Genomic DNA, 24,297 nt, shown 5'->3' with positions numbered 1-24,297 from the left:
AATGAAGGTTAACGTTCAGGAGGGCAACCATTGTGAGAAAAATTCGTTATGTAACGCTTGCGCTGTGCATCGCTGTTTCGGTTCTGGGAGGGGCATCCGGCGCTTTTGCTGAGGAAAAATCCAAAGGCACTGCCAATGCTGGCAATACCGGAAGCACTGCAGTTGACCTCGCACCCGGGGCACGTTCTGCCATTCTAATGGATGCCAGCACGGGCACGATCATCTACGAGAAAAACAGCCATGACAAGCTGCCGCCGGCCAGTATTACCAAAATTATGACTATGCTGCTGACCGTGGAGGCGCTGGATGAAGGCAGGCTGCAGCTGACCGACAAAGTGCGCACCAGTGAGTATGCTGCATCGATGGGCGGTTCTCAGATTTTTCTGGAGCCGGGTGAGGAAATGACGGTGGATGAAATGCTGAAGGGCATCGCCATGGCTTCCGGCAATGACGCTTCTGTAGCGATGGCGGAGAAAATCGCCGGCTCGGAGAGCGCTTTTGTGGATCTGATGAACCAGAAAGCTGAAGCCTTGGGTCTGAAAGATACCCACTTTGCCAACTGCAATGGACTGCCGGCAGCGAATCATTATTCATCTGCGCATGACATCGCCGTAATCAGCCAGGAACTGCTGAAGCATGAGCGGATTATCAAGTACACCGGCTCCTATCAGGATTACCTGCGCAAGGATTCGGCCAAGCCGTTCTGGCTGGTCAATACGAACAAGCTGGTGCGTTTCTATACAGGCGCTGACGGCCTGAAGACGGGGTATACGGCTGAAGCGAAGTTCTGCCTGTCCGCAACTGCGGCCAGAGACGGACTGCGTGCCGTTGCGGTTGTACTGGGTGAGCCGAATACCAAAACACGCAACAGTGAAGTGTCGTCGATGTTCGATTACCTCTTTTCCCAATATAAGCTGCATACGATTCACAAGGCGGGGGACCCCATCGGCACAGTGAAGATTGAGAAGGGCGTGAAGACGGAGCTGCCGCTGACGGCGAAGGAAACTTACAGTGTATTACTCAAAAAAGGAATTACCCAGGAGGGTATCCGGCATGAGCTGGTGCTGGAAGAAAACTTGAAGGCTCCTGTGGCCGCAGATCAGACTGTCGGCAAGCTGGTCGTATATCAAGGGACTGACGTGCTGAAAGAATACGAACTGAAGGCAGGCGAAGATGTGGCTAAGGCAGGCTGGTGGAAGCTGTTCAAGCGTACAACGGGGTCGCTTTTTACCATTGATTAGAGCTAGTGATTAATTTCTTGCATTTTGTAGATTCGTCCCATGCTTTATGTAAGTTCTTAGGGGTTTTCTTCTAGTTTTGTCGTGAGGCAGGAATCCTCAATTGCGGTGTAGAAAACCTTGTCCTTGTAGGGGAAAGAATGGTGTTACAGGGCGGTTGTCCAAGCAACGAAGAGGAGAGTGGCAAGGATGAATTCTCATGTGGAGATGGAGCATCACCGGGGTGTGCTGATTGTCCGTTTGTCTGGTGAACTGGATCATCACGCAGCCGATTATGTACGTATGGATATGGATGAAGCGATTATGCGGGGCCAGGTGGAGCATCTGATTCTCAGCCTCAAGGAGCTGCAGTTCATGGATAGCTCAGGCCTCGGAGTCATTCTGGGAAGGTACAAGCTGATCCGCAGCAAGGGCGGCAAAATGGCAGTCTGCGATGCCACAGCACCCGTGAAGCGCCTGCTGGAAATGTCGGGCCTGTTCAAGATCATGCCCCTATATGACGACGAGAGCGCTGCACTCTCGGATTTGGAGGTTGCGTTATGACAAATAGTGAAGCTCGTAACTTCATGAGCGTCCAGTTTGCCGCACTGTCGGAGAATGAATCATTCGCACGTGTGGTAGTGGCATCTTTTGTCTCCAGGCTCGATCCGACCATGGAGGAGCTGAATGACCTGAAGACGGTTGTGTCGGAGGCGGTCACCAACTGCATTATCCACGGATACGACAGTGATCCTGCAGGAGTGGTCAGCATCTCCGCTTCCATTGATGTTGAGACGGTGCATTTGACGATTGAAGATCAGGGCAAGGGCATTGAGGATTTGGAGCTGGCCCAGCAGCCGCTGTATACCTCCAAGCCGGAGCTGGAGCGGTCGGGCATGGGTTTTACCATTATGGAGAATTTCATGGATGAATTCGAAGTTACCAGTGAACCGGGACGCGGCACCTCCATTTCAATGAAGAAAACCATCGTCTCGAAAAAAGCTTTATACAATTAGGGGTTGGAGCCATGGATGCAGAGTCAAAAAAAGCTCCGCCGACCTATTTGGACGATGCGGAGGTCAAACGTCTAATCGCACTCAGTCAAGCCGGGGATCATACGGCCCGCGACACGCTGGTCAATTGCAATATCCGCCTCGTCTGGTCGGTGGTGCAGCGGTTTATGAACCGTGGATATGAACCGGATGATTTGTTCCAGATCGGCTGTATCGGACTTCTGAAGTCCGTTGATAAATTCGACCTCAGCTATGAGGTCAAGTTCTCCACCTATGCGGTGCCGATGATTATCGGCGAGATCCAGCGGTTCCTCCGCGATGACGGCACACTCAAGGTCAGCCGCTCACTCAAGGAAATGGCCAATAAGGTGCGTAAGATGAAGGATGAAATGTCCAAAACGCTCGACCGCCTGCCGACCATCGGCGAAGTGGCGGAGGCGCTGGGCGTGACACCCGAAGAAATCGTCTTCGCCCAGGAAGCCAACAAGCCGCCGACTTCGATTCATGAGACGGTCTTCGAGAATGACGGCGATCCGATCACACTGATCGACCAGATCGCCGACGAGTCGCAAGAGCGCTGGTTCGACAAGCTTGCCTTGAATGAGGCCATCGGAGCCTTAACCGAGCGCGAGCGCCTGATCGTCTACCTGCGCTACTACCGCGACCAGACCCAGTCCGAAGTCGCCAGCCGCCTCGGCATTTCGCAGGTTCAGGTGTCGAGGCTGGAGAAGAAGATTCTCGCGAACATCCGTGAGCAGATCGCGCAGTAGGCCGGAATCAAGGGTTCAGCAGCGATGCAGCAGTCAAACAGCCCCGTCGTTGGCGTTAACCGCCAGGGTGGCGGACTGGAAGTACAGTTGAGCATGAATAGGGTATGAGGATGTACAGTGACGGGTGCAAGGAACGGCAATGTGTGCAGGATGCAAGAGGCTGCCTCGGGAGGGGCGGCTTTTTGCTGTGGACAGGACGCCCAAGACAATGGAACCGCCGCCGCTAATGTGACCATTGCCGCACCGCCACCGCGTTAGTTACCGCCGCCGATACGTTCGCCTTTGCCCACCGCCAGTCATTCTCGCCGCTGATGTCACAGCCATCTCTCTATTAAGACGCTGCCCCCGTCATCAATATCAGCCAACTTCCGCCTCCACCGCCCAAAATGTTGTTTAGAGCTAACACATATCGGATTCTGAGTCCGCGTGCTCCGCAAATCCGTCTGATTAGCTGAAATAGCGGAATTTCAGTCCTCCTCTCCCCAGCCGAAGGATTATATATAGCCTATGCCGTATTATGTTGGGCAGCGTTACCTATGATAAACTCGTAATCATATATGTTATTTTTGACGCCAATGCGGCATTTTAGTGAGGAGGTCTGATATGGATTATTCGAAGGTCAGTAAAGAGGTTTCATATGCACTGCGTCACGCGCCTTGGGAGTATGAACTGGAATTAGATGATGAGGGCTTTGTAGAGATACAGCAGCTATTAAGCGCACTGCGCCTTGAGCAACAATGGAATTCAGTAACTGCAGATGATCTGGCTAAGATGATAGAGGTATCGGCTAAACAGCGGCATGAGATTGTGGAGGGCAGGATAAGGGCGCTATATGGTCACTCTGTGCTTCAAAAGATAATTAAGCAGAATGAAACCCCACCCCCCGTTCTGTACCATGGGACAGCCAGGCAATGGGTGGAGACGATTCTGCACGAGGGCCTTAAACCAATGAAGAGACAGTATGTGCATTTCTCGGTTGATACCGAAACAGCAAAGCTGGTTGGAGGCCGTAAAGATTCTAATCCTGTGATCTTAATAATTGACGCCGGGCGGGCAGCGAACGAAGGAATCAAGTTTTACCAAGGCAATCATAATATCTGGTTAGCGGACTACATCCCGCCTGAATTCATTTCTGACTAGTACCGCAACCAACATCAAAAAGCGCCCCAACCAGCCAGTTTGAACTGTGACCCGATTTGAGGACGGTTTAAAAGAAATACCCTAGAGCTAGCTCGCAAGGAGATGACTTCTGAATTCGTCAGGAGTCATCTTCTTTAATGTCCATTGGTATCGCTCGGAGTTATAGTAGGCAATATATTCCGAAACACGAGCCCTGACTTCTGTGAGATTCTGACAATCTCGAACGCTCATTTCATCTTTCATATGCCCAAAGAACGACTCCATCGATGCATTGTCCCAACAGTTCCCTTTACGGGACATAGACTGTTGAAAACCTGCCTGCTCAATTTGGAGACGAGTTTTAGGATGTGTGTAGTGCATGCCCTGATCGGAGTGGAAAATGGCTTCTGGATGAAGATTTCCATCAAGCCGTTCCAGCAGACGCCGAATGGTTTTTTCAACGAGTGGTAACTCTAGTGTCCCTGCTACACAGTCAGCAAGAATTTGCCGGGTTGCTCCATCTTTTATGCACGAAAGATAAGCCCACTGTCCGTTTCCGTACCGCAGATAGGTGATATCGGTTAGAAAGACTTTCTCCGGCTCTTTCTGGTCAAATTGGCGTTTCAGTAAGTTTGCGCAGGTCTGATGCTCCTGCGTTGCCTTTGCCATCTTACGGTACGGATTAGCTTGCCGTAAGGCTGCGACAAGGTTAAATTTACGCATTAATCGGCGAATCTTCTTGTGATTCATGGTGACACCGCTGAGATGCTCCAAACGCATCTTAATCACCAAAGCGCCAGCTCTTCCTTGTAATGCGTTGAAGTGTTGCTTAATAAGAACAAGGTCGCGCTCGTCGTCGGCTGCACGGAGTTGACGCCTTTGCTCGGCGCCCAGCCATCTGTAATAGCCACTGGTGCTCACAGCGGCGACTCCACATAGATAACGAGTCATACGGCTTAATCCATGGGCTCTCAGGGTGTGATAAATGATTTCGTAGCGCTCCGAAGGTGTTAAGGTTTTCCTTGGTTCCGTTCGAGCGCTTCGAGCTTTTTTAGAAAGTCGACCTCAGCTTCTAGTAATTTAATCTTCGCCTTTGCGCGCTTCAGTTCTTCGTCAGCAGACAAGGCACATGCAGGCTTTCGTCCAGCGCTGCCTTTGCCACGCCGTTCTTCCAGTAGTCCTAGTTCACCATATTTAGCAAAGCTATCTCTCCAGCGTTTCAAACTATGCTTTGGTTTTTTAGAACCGATGAGATTTAGGTCAAAGCCCGCCTTAAGAAATATTTCTGACGGGGGTGTCCCCTCGTTGTAGGCCTTCACTGCCGCCAACTTAAACTCAGCAGTATACGAAATATTCGTCTCGGATACTCGCTGAACATTTGGATTCTTCTCTAATCTTCTAATGATATCTTCCGTAAATAGGGTTCGATTTAAATTTCCCACAGTCTTATCCCGCTCCTTTTCCAATATTCTGATTAAAACACAAAAGACCCACAAGAAGGTCACTTTTTTCAAAGTGTCTTTCTTGTGGGTCACAGTTCAGTTTACGGCTAGAGGGACGCTTTTATCTTTTACCATGTGTTCACATATCTCTGCCTAAGGCGCTACAATTACACCTATGGAAATCATATAATTCCCTGGTGCCAAATAGTTCGCGGCATCGTCCCCGGATAAGGTGTAGACTACGGTGATGATTTTGCCGCTGCCCACAGCAGCGTCGCTGTAAGCCGCCGTTGCGCTGACCGTTACATCATCTCCCGGAAGGACTCCAATCAGAGTGCCTGGAGTAACTTGCGCTGATAGCGTTCCGTCAAAGAGCTTGGACTCCGTGATGGCTGGTGGGGTAATGTCTAACTGCAAGGCAGTGATAATCCCCGTGCTTATGGTGTAGCTAACAGGCGGGAGATAATTGCCAGCGTCTGGACCTGTCAAAATGTACGAAATAGTTATGATTTTATTCATTCCTACATTGACATCGCTGTATTCACCAATACCTTCTACTGTGACGATATCACCAGGTTCGATTCCGGTCACGGCCCCGGCAACCACTGCCGCCGCAGTAGTTCCATCATAGACTCTGGACCGTGTAATCTGGTCCTTATCAACTTCTCCATTCGTAGCGATGTAGTTCACAGGTGCAATATAATTTCCGGCATCAGCACCGCTAAGTGTATAGACTACAGTTATGGTCTTGCCCGTACCCACTGCAGAGGTATCATAGTTGGCAACGGCGCTCACACTGACATCTTCGCCGGGGATTACTCCAACGAGCTGACCAGGGATAACAGCTGCCGTGGTTGTTCCGTCCTTGAACTTCGCCAAGGTCAGATCCGGAGCCCCGACGGTCAATGGATTCAGCGAGATGATCCCCGTATGTACGGTGTATGGGGCTGGAGCAATATAACTGGCTGCCTGGGCTCCGCTTAAGGTGTAGATAACTGTTATAGTCTTGCTGATCCCGGGCACCGCGCTGCTGTAAGAAGCGGATGCATGCACTTCTACTACGTCACCGCTCAGCACGCCTTGCAGAGGACTTGCGGTTACCGCTGCGGTGGCAGTGCCATCATAGGTTCTGGACTCCGTCAGTGAGGCCGGAGCATCTAGGGACAGCTCAATGGCTATAACCTCAATCGTGCTTGAAGGGATTGAAATATTGCCGGAGCTATCTACAGCATATACAACATAATGATCTGCAGGCAGGCCCTGCGTGTTCAGCTGGGAATAGACGGAGGCAGTTACCGCCAGCTTTATCCCGTGGTCAGCTTGGACAGAATTCTCCAGACCGGTTGGGGTGACAATTACTGTAGAAGGGACCAGATACAAATAACCCGCTTCGTTACTTGTCCCGTATACATTGTCTCCTACAGTAACGGCTCCAAGAGTTACACTTGTAAGGATCGGGGCTGTCGTATCTGCCGGATCAGGAGTCACAGTCGGAGCCGCTGTAGGTTCTGATGTTGCTGTAGCTTCCGGTTCTGGTGCTGCTGTAGGTGTGGAGACAGGTGTGGACGTTGGAACTGAAGGAATATCGGGGTTCCGGGGAGGTGAAGGTGTAGCCGTCGGTGAAGCTGTTGGACTGGCTGCCGGAGAGGCAGTTGCCGAAGGGGTGACCGTGCCTGTATTATCCGGTGTACTGGCCGGTGCAGCCTCAATGGCCTTAGTCCTAGTTAATGATACTACTGCTTCCGCGCGTGTAATATCCCTGCCGGGCTTGAAGCTGTTATCTTCGGAATACCCTTTCATGATCCCTGCGGAGGCTACTGCATTTACAGAACCCAGTGCCCAGGCGGCAATATCCTTGGAATCGCTGAAAATAGCGCTGGTCTGCGCTGCATCCAGCTTCAATAACCGGTTGATGATTACTGCGGCTTCCTGTCTGCTGATGGTCTTGCCTGTACCGATGGTCCCATCTGAATATCCGTTGACATATCCGGCTTTGACTGCTTTGGCAACCTCGGCGTAGGCCCAGTTGCTTGAAGAGAGGTCCGTATAGGAGACAGCCGCAGTTTCAGTGAACCCAAACGCACGATTAATCAGCGCCATGAATTCGGTTCTTTTCAGACTGTTATCCGGCTTGAAGCTGCCGTCGGCGTATCCCTGAATGAACCCGTTTTCAACCCATTCCGTCACTTCGTTCTGAGCCCAGTGGCCTGTGATGCCTGTTAATGAAGGTGCTGCCGCGCCAAAAGCTGTTCCAACCGAAGAAGAATAAAGTGCGGTAACAATCATTAGTGTGGAGAGAAAAAGTCTGCCGGGTTTAGGGTTCAATGTTATGCCTCCTGAAATTTGTAATGTCTCCGATGAAATAAGCTGTTGTTATTCGCGTTAAATATCCTCCCAGGCTCCAAGATTTGCTAAATGAAATAATAGTAACACACATTATTAAAAATTAATTAGAATAAAATTAGTTTGTGTAAATTTAATTTATCAAAATATAAACCTGACACTGGTCAATAAACTAAGGGCATGTAGCATAGATAGGCTAACCCGGATCTTGAACAATGATTTGTAACCTTTTCCTCTTGGAATGGCACTTATCCTTAGAACAGATGAAAATACAGAAATGAGGTTCGCAGGCTTATGCTGCAGTGGATTGAAGAAGCACAGAAAGGGGACGCCGGAGCATTCAGGCAGCTGACAGAGCATGTCCGGGGTATGGCTTACGTAGTGTCTTACCATATGCTGGGAGATGTTCAGCTGGCGGAAGACGCGGTGCAGGAGGCATTTATTGAGGCGTATATGAACCTTGGGAGTCTGCAGGAGCCGGCGGCGTTTCCGGGCTGGTTCAGAACCATTGTGGTTAGGCAGTGCCACCGGTTGCTGCGGCGCAGACACCAAACACTGCTGCCGCTAGAGGCAGCAGTACATGTCGCCGGGTCTTCTCCAGGCGTTGAGGAAATTGCCGAACGCAGAGAATGGGCACAGGTGCTGCATAGCTCGGTGGCAGAATTGTCCGCCAGGCTGCGGGTACCGCTGCAGCTGTTCTACTTCTATGGCTATTCGCTACAGGAGATTTCCGTTTATTTGGGAATTCCGGCCGGAACGCTGAAGAAAAGGCTGTATGACGGCAGACGCAAGCTGAAGGGGGCTTTTCCCGTAGCCGATCTTGCGGCCGCATTGAATCTGTTACAAGAGGGAGGACAGCGTATGCTGCATATTGTGAACGGTGATTTCGTTGGAGATAAGCTGAAGCAGGGGATTGTCCAAGGAGATGTGCTCGTATGGAGAGAAATCTACACGGCGGGGCCGATATTCATGAATCCGTCGTCAGCGCAGGAGCGGCGGCTGCGGGCGGAGGTTCTGCAGGCCACACTGGGAATTCCGGCAGAAGAATATATGAAGGGCTGTGAGGAGCAGGAGCGCATGCTCAGCGGATTTCAGCGTTATGATGAAGTGGTCCTGTGGTTTGAGCATGATCTGTTCGACCAGAGTATGCTGGCCTACCTGCTGCACTGGTTCAGCAACCGGAAGCTGGGCAGCACGAAGCTGAGTCTGCTCTGCATCGGGGAATTTCCCGGAATTGAGCTGTTCCATGGTCTGGGCCAGCTTACGGCAGAACAGCTTCAGACCTTGTCCGGAACCTGGCAGAATATCGGCACGGAGGAGCTGCAGCTTGGGAGCAGGCTATGGCAGGCATATGCATCTCCAGACCCCCGGCAGCTGGCACAGCTCCTGGAAGAGAGCAAGCCCGAGCTGGCCAAATCCGCGTTTTCTTTTGCCTATGATGCCTTTAAGCTTCATCTCTCACGTCTGCCTTCAATTGATAACGGTCTTGGTATTGCCGAACAGACGACGCTTGAGGCTGTGGCTGGCGGAGCGGATACGCCCCTGAAGCTGTTCCGTCAAGTTACAGATGCACTGCACCGACTGGGAATGGGAGACGTGGAATACTGGAAGGTTCTTCGCACGCTGACGGCTGGAGAGCATCCTCTGCTTATTATTGAGGGTACGGCAGAAATTACAGACTACAGAGAAGTACCGGAATTCCTGAACCGCACAGTTATTATGTCAGAGCTGGGGGAGAGGGTATTGGCCGGAACAGCGGATAGAGTGAGGATACAAGGTATAGATGAATGGTACGGCGGGCTGCATCTGCAGGGGCATGAGGTGCCTTGGCGCTGGGACAGCGCTGCTGAATTACCAGTGCAGGTCGAAACGTAACACAGAGCGAATAGTATTGGATGAAGAGGGTTCCCGGCTGAACAACGGGCTAACCTCTTTTTTCTGCAGGCTGCTGTCCGCATAACCGCTTACAACCGGTTTTCAGCAGCAGGGCCGTGCGGAAATCCGGGTTTATCTAAAAAAGCTGAGAATACTCCACCCTCGATAGGGTGGGGATGAATCAGTAGTTTTCGATTTCAAGACGAACATATGTGCTATAATATGGATGAGATCACTAAAAGGAGGTGTTGCACATGCTCGTGTCTGCGCAGGAGGTTTCTCCGAAACCCCTGGTTCATCAAGCCTATAAATATCGGATCTACCCCAATACAGAGCAACAGCAACTCATTCGTCGAATGTTTGGCTGCTGCCGTTTTGTGTTCAATTACTTCTTGGGAGCTTGGAATCAAAGGTATGCGGAAACGGGAAAAGGCTTGTCTTATCACGCTTGTGCGACACAACTCCCCGGTTTAAAAGCACAATACGACTGGCTGAAAGAAGTCGATAGCATCGCTTTGCAGTCGGCTGCCCGTCATGTGGCGGATAGCTTTGATCGTTTTTTCAAGAAGCAAAATCAAGCGCCACGCTTCAAGAGCCGAAAGCATCCGATTCAAAGTTACACGACCAAATTCACCAACGGGAATATCGCCATGGAGGGCAGTCGCTTGAAGCTCCCCAAACTCGGCTGGATACGTTTTGCAAACTCCCGGAAGCTGGAAGGCCGGATATTGTCCGCTACCGTTCGTAAAAACGCCAGCGGGAAATTTTTCGTCTCGCTCGTTTGCGAAGTTCAAAAGAACCCTCTGCCTCAGGTGGATACACCTATTGGCATCGACTTAGGCTTGAAAGAATATGCAGTATGCTCAAACGGCGAACATATCGCCAATCCTCGCTTTTACCGTCAATACGAGAACAAGCTGGCGCTTTGGCAGCGGCGGATGGCTCGGCGTACTCCGGGCGGCTCCAACTGGAAGAAAGCAAGGCAGCATATCGCTCGTATTCACGAACGCATTGCCAATAAACGAAATGACTTCCTCCACAAGCTGACCACGAGACTGATTCGTGAAAACCAAACGATTAGTATCGAACATCTGCGTGTGGCGAATATGATTCAGAACCCCAAGCTTTCAAAATCCATTGCTGATGCGTCTTGGGGCGAGTGGGTGCGACAGCTGACGTATAAAGCGAAATGGTATGGACGAAATCTTCGGATCGCCGAAACGTTTGAGCCGACCAGTCAGCGTTGCCATGTGTGTGGCACAATCCACCCCGAGGTGAAGAACCTGTCCATTCGGGAATGGACGTGTACGGCCTGCGGGACGATCCATGACCGTGACGAAAACGCCGCTCACAATATTGAACAAGTAGCGGTTTAACCCCCACCTAACCAAACGATAGAATTCAACATTTCACTAGCGTCAAAAATGTAAAACTGCGGGAACGCAGGGATCGCTTGCTCCATAAGAAGAGGGTACTCTTCTGTTCGCAAGAATCCGCCACTTCAAGCGTTAGCTAAGTGGGGGAGAATTCAACAGTATAATTAATATTCTGAGTGTAAGGCTTCTTATGAAAAGAAGAGGAGGAACGAGTATCAGAACTTTAGTGATTAGTGACATTCATGGATGCGTGGAGGAATTCAACCTGCTGCTCCGCAGAGCCAACTATATCCCCTCCGAAGACCAGTTAATTCTGCTTGGTGATTATGTGGACCGGGGGCCGGACAGCAGGGCGGTGGTTGAGCAGGTGAAACGTCTTGCGGAAGAGCACGGTGTTATCGTGCTGCGGGGCAATCATGACCAGATGGCGTGTGATGCGCTGGCCGGTGAAGATGACAAGCGCGATACACACTGGATTACAGGTGGAGGATTTCATACCTTGCTGAGTTATTGCGGAGGCCGCGATTCGGTCCTGCTGCGCCCGGATTCAGGCTGGAAGGAGTATGCGGAGATGAAGGAATATATGCGCCGCGAGTATCAGGAGCATCTGGATTTTCTGGGTACGCTGCCTTTCTATTATGAAACGGACACCCATGTATTCGTCCACGCAGGAATTGATCCTTCTCTTGCCGACTGGACAAGCCAGCGGGAGTATGATTTCATCTGGATTCGCGAGCCGTTCTACAATCATCCGGTAACCTCTACCGCAAAGACGGTCGTATTCGGCCATACCTCCACGGTAGATTTGCAGGACGGGGCAGGAATCTGGTTCAGCCCGCATGGAGACAAGATTGGCATTGACGGCGGCTGTGTATATGGAGAGCAGCTGAACTGTCTGGAGATTAATGAAGACGGGTATAAGACCTATTCAATCCGGTTTGGCGAAAAGGAATAACTGCAGCCGCGATTACCAGCCCAGCTGCTGATTCCGGATCTCCTTGTCCCACAGCTCCTTGAGCCTCACCACATGCTCCGCCGGCATCACCTCATGGCTTGCGGATATATTCTCGGCCAGCTGTGTGCTGCTGCGTACTCCGGGAATAACGGTGGTGACCTGAGGGTGAGCAAGGATGAAGCGCAGCGCAGCCATAGTCATGGTCGTCTCTTCGTCCGTTATGAACCGGATGCGATCCACCAGGGCCGCGCGTTTCGCGATCACCTCCGGAGACCAGCGGCTTCTTACCCCTTCGAAGGTGCTGCTGCTGTCATATTTGCCGGAGAGCCAGCCGGAGTCCAGAGGGACCTTGACGATAATCGCTATGTTTCTCTCATGGGCCAGCTCGAAAGCTTCCGCCGTTTCCTGGTAAAAGATATTGAACATCACCTCCATAACGCCGATATCCGTATGGCGGATGACCTCCAGCATTTCCGGCACGGAATCGACCGAAACTCCGTAAGCGAGAATTTTTCCTTCAGCTTTTAGCTTGTCCAGCTCGTCGTAGTGACCGTATTTGCCGTCCAGCAGCTCAAAAGGCGGATTATGAATCAGCACGGAATCCACATAATCCGTCTGCAGACGCTGTAAGCTGCCTTCGACGGAGGCCCGAATGTGGTCCGCATCAAAGCTGGTGCTGCCATCTGCCCTGTGACCGAATTTGGTGTTGATCACAGCACCTGTGCGTCTGCCGGATAGGGCTGCTCCGAGCAGGGTTTCACTGGCACCGTGCCCGTAACCCGGGGCGGTATCGAAGAAATTCATGCCGAGCTCCAGCGCTTCATGCACCAGAGAGACCGCTGCACGATCCTCCATAGCCTCCCAATCCTGCTTGTTCCCAAGCTGCCAGGCACCGAAGCCAATCTCCGATACAGTCTTTCCCGTATTGCCGTACCTTCTTCTATTCAAGCGTATCCACTCCCGTAAGGTTATTATGAAAACCTGCTCTTAATTGGTTATAATTGGAACATCTATACCGTATTGTAGAACCTTGAAGCCTAATAAGCAATGCAGTAAATGCAGAAGTCTGGTTAAGTTCTACTGCAGTAAGGGGGAAGAAATGTCCAATTCACTGTTAACCAAGAACGCTTTAGCCCGGTCACTCAAAAAACTCATGCTCGCAAAGCCCCTGAACAAAATTACGATCCAGCAGCTTACAGCGGATTGCGGCGTGACCCGGCATACGTTTTATAATCATTTTCAGGATATCTACGAGCTGCTCGGCTGGGTCTACAGGTCAGAGGTAATTGAAGGGCTGGAACCCTACCGCTGCTGCGCCGGCTGGAAGCAGGGATTTTTAAGCGTCCTGCGGTACATCGTGAGTAACAAAACCATCTGTCTGAACACCTTTCATTCGCTTGGACGCGAGCATTTGGAACAGTTTCTGTACGGAGTTATTTATGGTGTCATGATCAGGGTAGTGGAAGAACTGGACGGGCAGGAGCAGGATCGTGAAGGACAAAAACAGATACCGGAACAGGGGAGAAGCCAGGCCAGACAGGACATTGCCGATTTCTACACACTGGCTATCCTTGAACAGGTGATCCACTGGCTCAAAGCAGGGGCAAATACCGACCCGGCCGAAATGGTGGAGAAGGTAGCGCGGATTATGGAAGGAAGCATCGCCCGGGGCCTGGAACACTACCAGGCTGCCGCCGCCCACCCGGCCCAGTGAAATGACACAATCTACGGCAGATGTGTAATCCCTGTACAGTCACGCCAAGCTGTCCATAGAATTCATTGTTCACGGTGGGTATAGTGAAGGCAGTTAGCAGGCACTTATCCCCAGATCATGGAAGGAAGAGGACATATGGGTACCTATCAAAGAATTCATCCGCTGGTACAGGAAGGCATCGCTTCACGTAAGGCATATCTCGTAGGAGGGGGGATCGGCTCGTTGTCGGCAGCCGCTTTCCTGATCCGTGACGGCCATATGCCGGGGCGCAATATTCATATCCTTGAGCAATCAGCGGTCTATGGCGGCTCGATGGACGGGGCAGGGAATGCGAAGGACGGCTACAGCGCCCGCGGCGGACGCGAGATCGAAGAGCATTTTGAATGCTTCATGGAGCTGTTCGGCTTCATTCCCTCATTAACGAATCCGGACCGGACGGTGCTGGATGAATTCCGTGAGCTGAATCTGGCAGAACCGATCGAATCCCACTGCCGTCTGGTAGAAAAGGAAGGGCAGCCCGCCGATTTCTCAACGCTGGGGCTCTCCACTGCACATGCGCTGCAATTGGGCAAGCTCACTCTGGCGACGGAAGAAAGACTCGGAGCGGTGACGATCGAGCAGTTTTTTGACCCGACCTTCCTGGAGACGAATTTCTGGTATTTCTGGCGCTCAATGTTCGCCTTCGAGAATTGGCATAGCGTAGTTGAGGTGAAGCGTTACATGGAACGTTTCATGCACCTGATCTCCGGGATGAACCAGCTGAAGGGAATCCTGCATACCGAATACAACCAGTTCGATTCACTGATTCTTCCCTTGATGAAATGGCTGGAAAGCCAGGGGGTCCATTTTGACAAAGGACATCAGGTAACAGATCTGGAGCTTGATTTCACCGGCGGGGAGAAGACCGTAACCGCTATTCAGCTGCTCGTAAACGGAACACCGAAGACCCTCTCAACAGCACGCGGAGATCTGGTTATGGTCACCAATGGCTCGATGACAGAGAACTCCACCCTGGGCGATTTGGACCATCCGGCGGTTCTGAACCGCTCTGTTACGGAACGCGGCTGCTGGAGCCTATGGGAGAAGCTTGCCGCGAAATCTCCGGATTTCGGCCACCCGGAAGTGTTCTGCGGGGACATCGACAAGTCCAAGTGGCTGTCGTTTACAATGACCTTTACCGATGATGATATTGTATTCCCGTACCTGCTTGAGCTGACCGGGGATGCTCCCGGTATGGGCGGCGTTGTGACCATCAAAGACTCCAGCTGGATGATGTCCTGGACCGCACCGAAGCAGCCGCATTTCATTAACCAGCCGGAGAATGTGAAGGTGCTCTGGGCCTATGGATTATTCCCGGATGCCGAAGGCGATTATATCAAGAAGAAAATGAGTGACTGCAGTGGACGCGAGCTTCTGGAGGAGCTGATGTACCATATCGGTCTGAAGAACCGCATTCCGGAGATTCTGGAGCATACGACCAATGTTATTCCTTGTATGATGCCTTATATCACTTCACAGTTCATGCCGCGTGTCGCAGGAGACCGCCCGCAGGTGATTCCGCAGGGCAGCACCAATCTGGCCTTCCTCGGCCAGTTTGCCGAAGTTCCGGACGACTGCGTCTTTACCGTAGAATATTCGGTCCGCTCCGCGATGATGGCAGTGTACAATCTTTTGGCGCTCGAAAAAGAAGTGATTCCTGTCCATCCGAGTAAATATGATGTTCGGGTGCTGCTGACAGCGCTCAGAACCTGCCTTGGCAACAAGCCGCTGCCGCTGGATAAGACGCTCGGCCAGCTGCTGGCCGGAACAGTGATTTCCAAATTACTATAAAAGGTTAAGAAGTATAACATATATCAGGGGATGTCCCGGAGCCGGGAAGCGGCTGCCCGGGACATTCCCTGTTTGTATAGCGCCAGCTTTCGACATATTCCTCCCGCAGAATATGGTACAGTAAGACTAAAATTTCTGCGGAGGAACCCCTGATGAGAAAAATCTTAAGCCGTATAGGTCTTGGACTGCTGCTGCTGATTATAGTGGCAGTTGTGCTGTGCTTCTATTTCAATCAATTTACTTATGCCTACACACTGCTTGTAGTGCTGCTGTTCATATTTGGCGGGATGGGGCAGATGTATAAGCTGAAGAATGATGAGTACATGTATTCGAGGCATAACCAGAAAGATGAGTATGAGGAATACACAAGGTAAGAAGAATTACATAGATAAGCAGAATTACATAGATAAGCAGAATGTGTTCCGGCCGCTCAAGGCATGCTCAAGGTCCGGCTAACATAGGATGGTATTAAGCAAGCGCTTTAACCATTCAGTCACAGCAGGAGGGAGACCGCGTGAACGAGAGACTGGCAGCTTTAATTCTGCGGATTGACGTTATTGCCACGGATATCATTGTACCGCTGCGCCGCAAAATCATTAATGAAGCCGCCCTGCTTCAGTTATATGAGGCGCTGGATGAAACGTATCTGCTGATCGAGCATGAGAAGCAGATTGACCGGGAGCTCGCAGCTATTCTGTTTCTGATCTATTCACAGCTGGTCAGCCAGTCTAATTATGTGTATGACAAAAGCACCTTCGTTCCGCATATCGGCAAGCTGGAGGGATATATCCGCAGACTATTCGGCGGTACGCTTCAGAATGTATAGTACGAAACCCCCGGACATTCCTGTCTATTCAGCAGCTATTGAACAAGGCAACCTGACTCCCAGATACATCCCCTGAGGATGTAATCGGGATACAGGTTGTCTTTTTTCATGCGGATATCCTGCGCGAAATGGATGATTAGAGACTTTCTATGTACAAGGGTTAGATTTGTCCATTGCCAAACAGTGACAAATTCAATTACAATATTACAATGATAATGAGAATCAATTTCACAGAAAACGGGTGACATTCATGAATCAACAGGCAGTGTCCAGGAATGGGCTTGATCAGAGAGCAGAACCGCTCAAACTACGTTCGCGCCCTTGGGCGGCAACGCTGATCCTAATTGGCGGTTTGATTGCGCTGGCGCTGGGCATCGCTGTTTCAGTATCGTTTGGGGCAGCAGATATTAAGCTTTCTGTCGTTTGGACAGCAGTGTTCCACTTCAATCCGGAACTTACAGAGCATCAGATTATCCGGGAGCTGAGGCTGCCGCGGGTTCTCGGCGGAGTGATGGTCGGAGCCAGCTTCGCAGTGGCGGGAGCCATCATGCAGGGGATGACCCGCAATCCGCTAGCGGATTCGGGACTGATGGGCATTAACTCGGGGGCGGGTTTTGCGCTGGCCGTCTGCTTTGCTTTTTTTCCGAATTTGTCGTTTATGTATCTTATTCTATATTCCTTCATCGGGGCCGGTGCCGGAGCCGGTATCGTCTATGGCATAGGTTCACTGGCCAAAGGAGGACTTACCCCGGCCCGGCTGGTACTGGCCGGAGCCGCCTTCAGTGCGCTGCTCTCGGCGCTCAGTGAGGGCGTGGCGCTGTACTTCAAAATCGGACAGGACCTCGCCTTCTGGTATGCAGGCGGCTTGGCCGGAACGAAATGGTTCCAGCTTCAGGTCATGTCTCCCTGGGTGATTGCGGCAATCATCGGGGCGATTATTCTGTCCCGTTCCATTACGATGCTCAGTCTGGGGGAAGATATCGCCAGAGGACTGGGACAGCGTACCGGTCTGGTCAAATTGGCCGGGGCCTTAGTCGTCCTGATTCTGGCTGGCGCTTCCGTAGCTATAGTAGGAGCGGTAGGGTTTGTCGGGCTGATTATTCCACATCTGACACGTTATCTTGTAGGTGTGGATTACAGATGGATTATTCCCTGCTCCGCCGTGCTGGGTGCATTGCTTGTGGTAGGGGCGGATCTGACCGCGCGGATGATCAACCCGCCGCATGAAACGCCAGTAGGAGCAATTATAGCGCTGATCGGGGTGCCATTCTTCCTGTATCTGGCCCGCAAAGAAAGAAGGGAGCTGTAAAGATGCAGAGAACCAGGGTAGTTTCCTTCGAAGAAGCAAGGCTTAAGCATGGTCTGACTGTACTTAGTGTGCTGGCCGTACTGATTATTATCATGTTCATTATAAGTATGAATACAGGATACATACGTTTAACTCCGCTTGAGCTGTTGAATACGCTGTTCGGCAAGGGGACGGATAAGCAGGAATTAATTCTGTTTCAATTCCGCTTGCCGCGTATTGTAATTTCCATCCTGATTGGAGCTGCATTGGCAGTTTCCGGAGCGGTGATGCAGGGGGTTTTCCGCAATGATCTGGCCGATCCGGGGATCCTGGGCATTAATGCCGGAGCCGGATTGATGGTTATGCTGATGGTATCCTTCTATCCAACGACCTCTGCGGCACCTGTCTATCTGCTGCCGGTAGTTGCATTTGTCGGGGCGGCATTTACTGCCGCATTGATCTACAGCCTGGCCTATAAGCGGCATCAGGGAATTGCGCCGATCCGTCTGCTGCTCACCGGTGTCGCAGTTGCGGCAGGGATGAGTGCAGCGATGATTGTGCTGACGCTTCGCCTCGATCCGGACAAATATCAATTCGTCGCCACGTGGCTTGCGGGCAGCATCTGGGGCACCAGCTGGAAATTTGTATTGTCCCTGCTTCCCTGGATTGTGATTCTCCTGCCCTACGTCATCTATAAGGCAAGGGTTATGAATGTGCTGAATCTGGGCGAGCAGACGGCTACCGGTCTTGGTGCTCATGTCACCAGAGAGCAGTTCCGGCTCCTAGCAGCGGCAGTCGGACTTGCGGCTTCAAGTGTAGCCGTAAGCGGCGGGATTGGCTTCGTCGGACTGGTCGGCCCGCATTTGGCCAGACGGTTGGTGGGACCGAAGCATCAGCTGATGCTTCCAGCCTCCGCACTGCTAGGCGCACTGCTCGTCATCACTGCAGATACGATCGGCCGCCGGATTCTGCAGCCGTCAGAGATCCCCACCGGCATTGTTGTTGCCGTTATAGGCGCTCCTTACTTTCTTTATTTGCTGGCCCGGACCAAATCTTAAATACACCTAGAAGCTGGAGGGAAACAGATGAACGAATCCATGGAATTATATGATGTAACGATTATTGGCGGCGGCCCCGCAGGGATGTATACGGCTTTTTACAGCGGAATGAGAGATTTGAAGACGAAGCTGATTGAAGCGAAGGAAGAGCTGGGCGGACGGATGCTGATCTATCCCGAGAAAATGATCTGGGATGTCGGAGGTGTTACACCGACGCTCTGCCGTAAGCTGATTGACCAGCTGGCAGAGCAGGCGCGGACCTTCGATCCGACCATTGTGTTCGGGCAGCAGATTGTGCATCAGGCGCGCCAGGAGGACGGGACTTATATTCTGACCTCGGCGACCGGTGAGCAGCATTGGACCCGGACCGTTATCCTCACCATCGGGTACGGCATTCTGCAGATGGCGAAGCTGGAGATTGAAGGTGCTGACCGCTATGAAGTGACGAACCTGCATTATACGGTGCAGGAGCTCGAACCGTTCCGCGGCAAACGGGTATTGATCTCGGGCGGCGGCAATTCAGCGGTGGACTGGGCGAATGAACTGGATGGAATTGCCTCCAGCGTGACAATTGTGCACCGCCGGGAACAGTTCGGCGGCCATGAGAAGAATATTGTCCGCATGAAGGAATCCTCTGTGAATGTACGTGTACCCTATGCAGTAAACCAGCTGCACAGCAGCAATGGCGAGCAGATTGACCAGGTTACGATCAGCCATATCGAATCCGGCGAGAGTGAGCAGCTTGAGGTGGATGCCGTTATTGTCAACCACGGGCTCAAGAGCGATTACGGTCCGTTGAAGGACTGGGGGCTGGACATGGGGGAATGGTGGGCCAAGGTCAGCGGCAAGCTCGAAACGAATCTGCCCGGTATCTTTGCTGCAGGAGATTTTGTGGATTATGACAGCAAGGTAAGACTGATCGCCGGAACATTCACGGATGCGGTGCTTGCCCTCAACAGCGCGAAGCTGTACATGGACCCTGAAGCGGATAAGGTGGCCTATGTCTCATCGCATAACGACCGGTTTAAGGAGAAGAACAAGGCGCTTGGCGTAGTTGATGATCACTAGTTTTAACACATAAAGGCTGTTCCTTACACGGGAGATTCCGTGCGGGGAGCGGCCTTTTTTGGCGTAAGCTTTGCTCAGTCCCGCGTTCCTCAAACATTCCATAAGCTGCATAAAAAGAGGATAGCGGGCGAATAGTAACGGTAAGGAGGTGCTGATCATGGATAAGACAACCAAAGAACCCGGCAGAGCCGTACAGGCGGTGAACAGCGCCGGCGGACAGCCCCACAATCCGCCTATCTCCACTAATCTGGATGAGAATATTACTCAAATCAAGGCCAGGCTGGGGAACAGCCCGGATCTTATTATACGGACCTATGACTTGATCAATAGAACGGCTCAGGTAGCTGCGGTATACATGATTGGCATTACGGACAGAGTGATGGTTGACCATTTCATTTCACATGTGATGTCGTTCGAATCTCTGAACGATGATATGCAGCTTGCAGCGACCGCAGACGAGGTATATTCCTATATCAAAGACAATGCTCTTAGTATCGGGAAGGAGAAGCTCGTTAAAGATATCAATGGACTTCTTGAAGCACTTCTGTCCGGGGATACGGTTATTCTGGTCAACGGACTCACTGAAGCGGTCAGCGGAAGTACCTGCGGCGGCGAGGTTAGAGCGGTAAGTGAAGCTTCGACCCAGGTGGCGATCCGTGGCTCGAAGGAAAGCTTTACGGAGACCATCAGCACCAATATCGCCCTGGTCCGCAAAATCATCAAGAATCCCGATCTCTGGACCGAAACGATGAAGCTTGGGGATGTCACTCATACGGATATCACGATTATGTATATCAATGGTATTGCCGACCCGGAAACGATTCAAGTGTTCAAAAAAAAACTTAAGGAGATAAGGGTAGATTCCATTCTGGAATCGGGATATATTGAGCAGATTATTGAAGATAACAAGTATTCTCCATTTCCGACACTCTACAACACGGAACGGCCGGACAATGTGGCGGGAAATCTGCTCGACGGGCGTATTGCCATCTTTGTGGACGGCACTCCGTTTGTGCTGATTGCCCCGACAACCTTCTTTATGTTCTTCCATACGGTAGAGGATTACTATCAGCGTTATGATATCTCAACACTGATTAGACTGCTGAGGTTCCTGTGCCTGCTTATCTCATTGTATGGACCTGCATTGTTCGTGGCGGCGCTCAACTTCCATCAGGAGATGATCCCGACACCGCTACTGATCAATTTGGCGTCACAGCGGGAAGGTGTGCCATTTCCCGCCTTTGTCGAAGCGATGATGATGGAGATCACATTCGAGATTATCCGTGAAGCAGGAGTCCGCATGCCTTCGCCTATCGGCCAGACAGTCTCGATTATCGGCGGTCTGGTGCTCGGAACAGCGGCGGTTCAGGCGGGAATTGTCTCTCCGGCCATGGTTATTGTCGTATCTCTTACAGGGATTTCCAGCTTCGCTACTCCGGCATTTAATATGGCACTCTCGATCCGGATGCTGCGGTTTATAATTATGGTCGTTGCTGCGTTTATTGGGCTGTATGGCATCGCGATTTTTACAATTATGCTTATTGCCCATATGTGCAGCCTGCGTTCACTCGGAGTGCCGTATATGTCACCTATGGGGCCGTTTGTGCCGGAGAACCAGAAGGACACTATCATCCGTTCTCCCGGAACCTTCATGAAGATACGGAAACGTCTGTTGAATAACGCTGAAGATCCCAGGGGCTCCGGAAAGCAGGCATCAAAGAGGAAATCCTATGAACATTAAGGGCATTTTCCGCTTTACGGCTATTGCATTAATTACACTGATGCTTAGCGGCTGCTGGAATAGCAGGGAATTGAATGAACTTGCTATTGTGAGTGGTATCGGGGTTGATCTGGTTCCGGAAACCGGTGATTTTCGCGTTACGTTTCAGCTGGTCAATCCATCCTCAACGGCTTCGAGCTTTAGCGCCAGCACCGGACAGCCCTCAGTTATGGTGGTTTCCACCACGGATAAGACCTTGTTCGCGGCTTTGCGCCGGGCGTCCAAGCGGGTAACGCGGCAGCTCTTTTTTGCCCATACTCAGCTCGTTGTTCTGGGAGAGTCCTTGGCGCGCAGCGGAATTAACGATGTGTTTGACATCTTTGAACGATCGCATGAGTTGAGGCTGAATTCAGCAGTGCTTGTCGCATATAACAGTGATGCTGCATCAGTCTTGAAGATACTGACACCTATAGAAAGCCTGCCCTCCATGGGAATGGTCAAGAAGACTCAGAATACCTCCAGCGTGTGGGGAGAAAACCGGGTGATCAGGGTGTTTGATATCATTAACGGTATTACGGGCGAAGGGGATTTGACAATAAATGGAATATCCGTCCAAGGAGACACTTCTGAAGGCATGAAGAAATCCAGTCTGGAGCAAACCGTCACACAGGCGGGGACCGTAATGAACGGACTTGGTGTATTCAGGGAGGGCAAGCTGGTCAGCTGGATGAAGGGGCCTGAAGCAAGAGGTACACAGTGGCTGCTTAACCGGATAGAAGAAACCATTCTCAATATCGATTCTGTATATAAGAAAGAATCTGTTGCAGTCAATATCAATTATTCAAGAACGAAGGTGAAGGTCGATATCCAGGACGGACTGCCGGTGTTTCATGTCAATATCCATGAAGAAGGGATTGTGAATGAAGCGGACGGTTTCGTCGATCTGAGCAAGCGGGAAGACATTATGAAGCTTGAAAAGCAGCTGCAGGAGCAGACCGGAAATGAAGTGAGGCAGGCTTTGCAGATAGCACAGCAAACGGAAAGTGATATTTTTAATTTTGGTAATGAACTGAAGCGCAGTGATCCGCAGGGATGGGCTGCACTGGATAAGCATTGGGGCCGTTTGTTCGCCCAAGGGAAGCTGGATCTGCATGTGGAAGCATACATCCGCAGTACAGGAATGAGCCTGAAGCCCTATCACCCCGCACCTGAATAATCCGGCTTTTAATGCAGAAATAAGGTGAATGGTATATGAGAAAAGAAGTTATTGGTCCGAGTCAGCTTTTTGCGATGATAGTTTTGTTTGAGCTTGGAACGGCGCTGGTTGTACCCGTGGGGCTTGAGAGCGGACATGCTGTCTGGCTCTCTATCCTGATGGCACTTCCCGGAGGTATTCTGCTCTATTGGGTGTTTGCACATCTGTACCTGCAGTTCCCGGACCAGATCATCAGCGGTTATGCACGTATAATCCTTGGACCTTGGATAGGCTGGCCGGTGAGTCTGCTGTTTATCCCGGTAATGCTGTATAACGGCTCCAGAAATCTGCGTGAAGCAGGTGATTTGCTAATTTCAGCCTCCTACGACAAAACTCCGATACTAATTATTAATTCCATAATGATTATTGCGGTGATGTACATCCTGATTAAGGGGATTGAGGTATTCTCCAGAACAGCGGAGATTTTCTTCTGGATCATTGTCATTATGGGGTTAATCTGTAATTTTATTGTGATCGTTTCCGGACTGGTGGAGCTTAAGAATCTGTTTCCGCTTCATGCCAAAGACCTCTGGGAAGCTCTGGGTTCAGCCTATCCGAATATTTGGATTTTCCCCTTTGGAGAACTGGTTTGTTTCACGACCATTCTGCCGCACTTTAACAAATCATGGAAAATAAAAAAAACCGGAATGATAGCCATCACTGTAAGCGCCTGTCTGCTCAGCTTCACGCATGCTGTTGAGATGGCAGTACTTGGAGAGAACCTCTACAGCAGGATAACCTTTCCGATGTTTACAACCATTACACTTGTAAATGTGGCTAATTTCATCCAGCGTCTGGATGCGTTTGTCATGCTTACATTGATCATTGGGGTGTTCTTCAAGATGACTGTCTATTGCTATGCCGCTGTGGCCATTGCTGCGGATCTTTTCAAGGTCCGTAATTCACACAAGCTGGTGATCCCGGCAGGAGTGGTAATGCTGTTCAGCTCTTTCGTCAGTGCGGAGAATTATCCGGTGCATATGAATGACGGGAAGGCTTTTCTGGAGAATATTCTGCCAATTTTCTGTGCGGTTATACCTATTCTGCTGCTTGTCATTCACCGGATCCGGCGCAGGTTCGGCCTGTACCGTTAAGGAGGCTGTCTTCAGCGGGTGCGGCTGCGTTTAACAGCGCTTGCGATAACCTGAATCAAAGGGAGTGTCAGGAAGATCAGTATGCATATCATTTCATACAATGTCGTTGTGGCAAAGACTACGGAAAGAGAATGAACGGACTCAGCCACGCTGGTTCCGGATAATACATCAACCAATGTGATCAAAATCAGGGTAAGGGCGGCAAACAGGAAATAGATGCTGAGAATCTTCATGGGGATTGCTCCTTAATGCACCGCAAGTAATTTGCCTATTCCAGGCAGGCGGGCTACAGATATTATCTCCATTTATGGACGGAGTAATCAGCAAAAAAAGC

Annotated in this window: 22 protein-coding genes; 18 read left to right on the top strand and 4 right to left on the bottom strand. The window is 51.1% G+C overall.

What is annotated here, in order from left to right:
* Nucleotides 1–29: 29 nt before the first annotated feature.
* The 5 genes from R50912_RS21570 to R50912_RS21550 all read left to right on the top strand — a co-directional run bounded on the left by R50912_RS21570 (nt 30) and on the right by R50912_RS21550 (nt 4,140).
* Nucleotides 30–1,241: a D-alanyl-D-alanine carboxypeptidase family protein gene (locus tag R50912_RS21570; protein WP_442950527.1), complete on the top strand. Its 1,212-nt coding sequence runs from the start codon at nt 30–32 to the stop codon at nt 1,239–1,241.
* Between the two features lie 186 nt (nt 1,242–1,427).
* A complete protein-coding gene (spoIIAA, locus tag R50912_RS21565) occupies nt 1,428–1,781 on the top strand; it encodes an anti-sigma F factor antagonist (RefSeq protein WP_036727462.1) in 354 nt (117 codons plus the stop codon).
* Entirely contained in the window at nt 1,778–2,233 is a 456-nt protein-coding gene (gene spoIIAB / locus R50912_RS21560) for an anti-sigma F factor (RefSeq protein ID WP_042237747.1), read from the top strand. Before spoIIAA ends, spoIIAB begins: the two co-directional genes overlap by 4 nt.
* Nucleotides 2,234–2,244: 11 nt before the next feature.
* On the top strand, nt 2,245–3,000 hold the full coding sequence (sigF, locus tag R50912_RS21555; RefSeq protein WP_036727459.1) for an RNA polymerase sporulation sigma factor SigF: 756 nt from the start codon (nt 2,245–2,247) through the stop codon (nt 2,998–3,000).
* A gap of 603 nt (nt 3,001–3,603) precedes the next feature.
* Nucleotides 3,604–4,140: an RNA 2'-phosphotransferase gene (locus R50912_RS21550; protein WP_042237745.1), complete on the top strand. Its 537-nt coding sequence runs from the start codon at nt 3,604–3,606 to the stop codon at nt 4,138–4,140.
* An 87-nt stretch (nt 4,141–4,227) separates the two neighbouring features.
* Here the strand turns inward: R50912_RS21550 and R50912_RS34410 are convergent.
* Both R50912_RS34410 and R50912_RS36245 read right to left on the bottom strand, forming a co-directional pair.
* Nucleotides 4,228–5,561 (bottom strand): IS3 family transposase gene (locus R50912_RS34410; protein WP_156123488.1). Its coding sequence is split into 2 segments (ribosomal slippage): nt 4,228–5,180 and nt 5,180–5,561, totalling 1,335 coding nucleotides; the frame shifts between segments, so codons are not numbered across the junction.
* 153 nt (nt 5,562–5,714) lie between these two features.
* Entirely contained in the window at nt 5,715–7,886 is a 2,172-nt protein-coding gene (locus tag R50912_RS36245; protein WP_052416592.1) for a YDG domain-containing protein, read from the bottom strand.
* 312 nt (nt 7,887–8,198) lie between these two features.
* Here R50912_RS36245 and R50912_RS21530 point away from each other — a divergent pair, with 312 nt between their 5' ends.
* The 3 genes from R50912_RS21530 (at nt 8,199) to R50912_RS21520 (ending at nt 12,110) form a co-directional block, all read left to right on the top strand.
* Nucleotides 8,199–9,779: a sigma-70 family RNA polymerase sigma factor gene (locus R50912_RS21530; protein WP_042237742.1), complete on the top strand. Its 1,581-nt coding sequence runs from the start codon at nt 8,199–8,201 to the stop codon at nt 9,777–9,779.
* 254 nt (nt 9,780–10,033) lie between these two features.
* Nucleotides 10,034–11,155, top strand: coding sequence for an IS200/IS605 family element RNA-guided endonuclease TnpB (tnpB, locus tag R50912_RS21525; protein WP_042237740.1), 1,122 nt, complete (start codon nt 10,034–10,036; stop codon nt 11,153–11,155).
* 226 nt (nt 11,156–11,381) lie between these two features.
* Entirely contained in the window at nt 11,382–12,110 is a 729-nt protein-coding gene (locus R50912_RS21520) for a metallophosphoesterase family protein (protein WP_231637688.1), read from the top strand.
* Between the two features lie 12 nt (nt 12,111–12,122).
* On the opposite strand, the gene R50912_RS21515 is transcribed toward R50912_RS21520, so the two are convergent.
* Complete coding sequence (locus R50912_RS21515; protein ID WP_042237738.1) at nt 12,123–13,058, bottom strand: aldo/keto reductase; 936 nt, start codon at nt 13,056–13,058, stop codon at nt 12,123–12,125.
* A 151-nt stretch (nt 13,059–13,209) separates the two neighbouring features.
* On the opposite strand from R50912_RS21515, the gene R50912_RS21510 reads away from it, so the two are divergent.
* The 10 genes from R50912_RS21510 to R50912_RS21465 all read left to right on the top strand — a co-directional run bounded on the left by R50912_RS21510 (nt 13,210) and on the right by R50912_RS21465 (nt 23,963).
* On the top strand, nt 13,210–13,824 hold the full coding sequence (locus R50912_RS21510; protein WP_042237736.1) for a TetR/AcrR family transcriptional regulator: 615 nt from the start codon (nt 13,210–13,212) through the stop codon (nt 13,822–13,824).
* A 135-nt stretch (nt 13,825–13,959) separates the two neighbouring features.
* On the top strand, nt 13,960–15,654 hold the full coding sequence (locus R50912_RS21505; RefSeq protein WP_042237735.1) for an oleate hydratase: 1,695 nt from the start codon (nt 13,960–13,962) through the stop codon (nt 15,652–15,654).
* Between the two features lie 152 nt (nt 15,655–15,806).
* A complete protein-coding gene (locus R50912_RS21500; RefSeq protein WP_042237732.1) occupies nt 15,807–16,028 on the top strand; it encodes a hypothetical protein in 222 nt (73 codons plus the stop codon).
* Between the two features lie 140 nt (nt 16,029–16,168).
* Nucleotides 16,169–16,480 carry a hypothetical protein gene (locus tag R50912_RS21495; RefSeq protein ID WP_042237731.1) on the top strand — a complete coding sequence of 104 codons (312 nt, stop codon included), beginning with the start codon at nt 16,169–16,171 and terminating at the stop codon, nt 16,478–16,480.
* A gap of 250 nt (nt 16,481–16,730) precedes the next feature.
* Nucleotides 16,731–17,789 (top strand): FecCD family ABC transporter permease, encoded by a 1,059-nt coding sequence (locus R50912_RS21490; protein ID WP_042237729.1) that lies wholly within the window; start codon nt 16,731–16,733, stop codon nt 17,787–17,789.
* Nucleotides 17,790–17,791: 2 nt separating this feature from the next.
* Entirely contained in the window at nt 17,792–18,826 is a 1,035-nt protein-coding gene (locus tag R50912_RS21485) for a FecCD family ABC transporter permease (RefSeq protein WP_042237727.1), read from the top strand.
* A 27-nt stretch (nt 18,827–18,853) separates the two neighbouring features.
* Nucleotides 18,854–19,894: an NAD(P)/FAD-dependent oxidoreductase gene (locus tag R50912_RS21480; protein ID WP_042237725.1), complete on the top strand. Its 1,041-nt coding sequence runs from the start codon at nt 18,854–18,856 to the stop codon at nt 19,892–19,894.
* Between the two features lie 157 nt (nt 19,895–20,051).
* Entirely contained in the window at nt 20,052–21,635 is a 1,584-nt protein-coding gene (locus R50912_RS21475; RefSeq protein WP_081956593.1) for a spore germination protein, read from the top strand.
* Nucleotides 21,625–22,830 carry a Ger(x)C family spore germination protein gene (locus tag R50912_RS21470; protein ID WP_042237724.1) on the top strand — a complete coding sequence of 402 codons (1,206 nt, stop codon included), beginning with the start codon at nt 21,625–21,627 and terminating at the stop codon, nt 22,828–22,830. Before R50912_RS21475 ends, R50912_RS21470 begins: the two co-directional genes overlap by 11 nt.
* A gap of 35 nt (nt 22,831–22,865) precedes the next feature.
* The gene (locus tag R50912_RS21465; RefSeq protein WP_042237722.1) at nt 22,866–23,963 is read left to right on the top strand and encodes a GerAB/ArcD/ProY family transporter; all 1,098 of its coding nucleotides are present in this window, start codon (nt 22,866–22,868) and stop codon (nt 23,961–23,963) included.
* An 11-nt stretch (nt 23,964–23,974) separates the two neighbouring features.
* On the opposite strand, the gene R50912_RS21460 is transcribed toward R50912_RS21465, so the two are convergent.
* Nucleotides 23,975–24,196, bottom strand: coding sequence for a YczF family membrane protein (locus R50912_RS21460; RefSeq protein ID WP_042237720.1), 222 nt, complete (start codon nt 24,194–24,196; stop codon nt 23,975–23,977).
* Nucleotides 24,197–24,297 lie beyond the last annotated feature (101 nt).

It is taken from the genome of Paenibacillus sp. FSL R5-0912 (assembly GCF_000758605.1).
Taxonomy (GTDB): Bacteria; Bacillota; Bacilli; order Paenibacillales; family Paenibacillaceae; genus Paenibacillus_AQ.
Note: the sequence above shows the minus strand (reverse complement) of the source record. Positions and strands in the feature narration are given on the sequence as shown.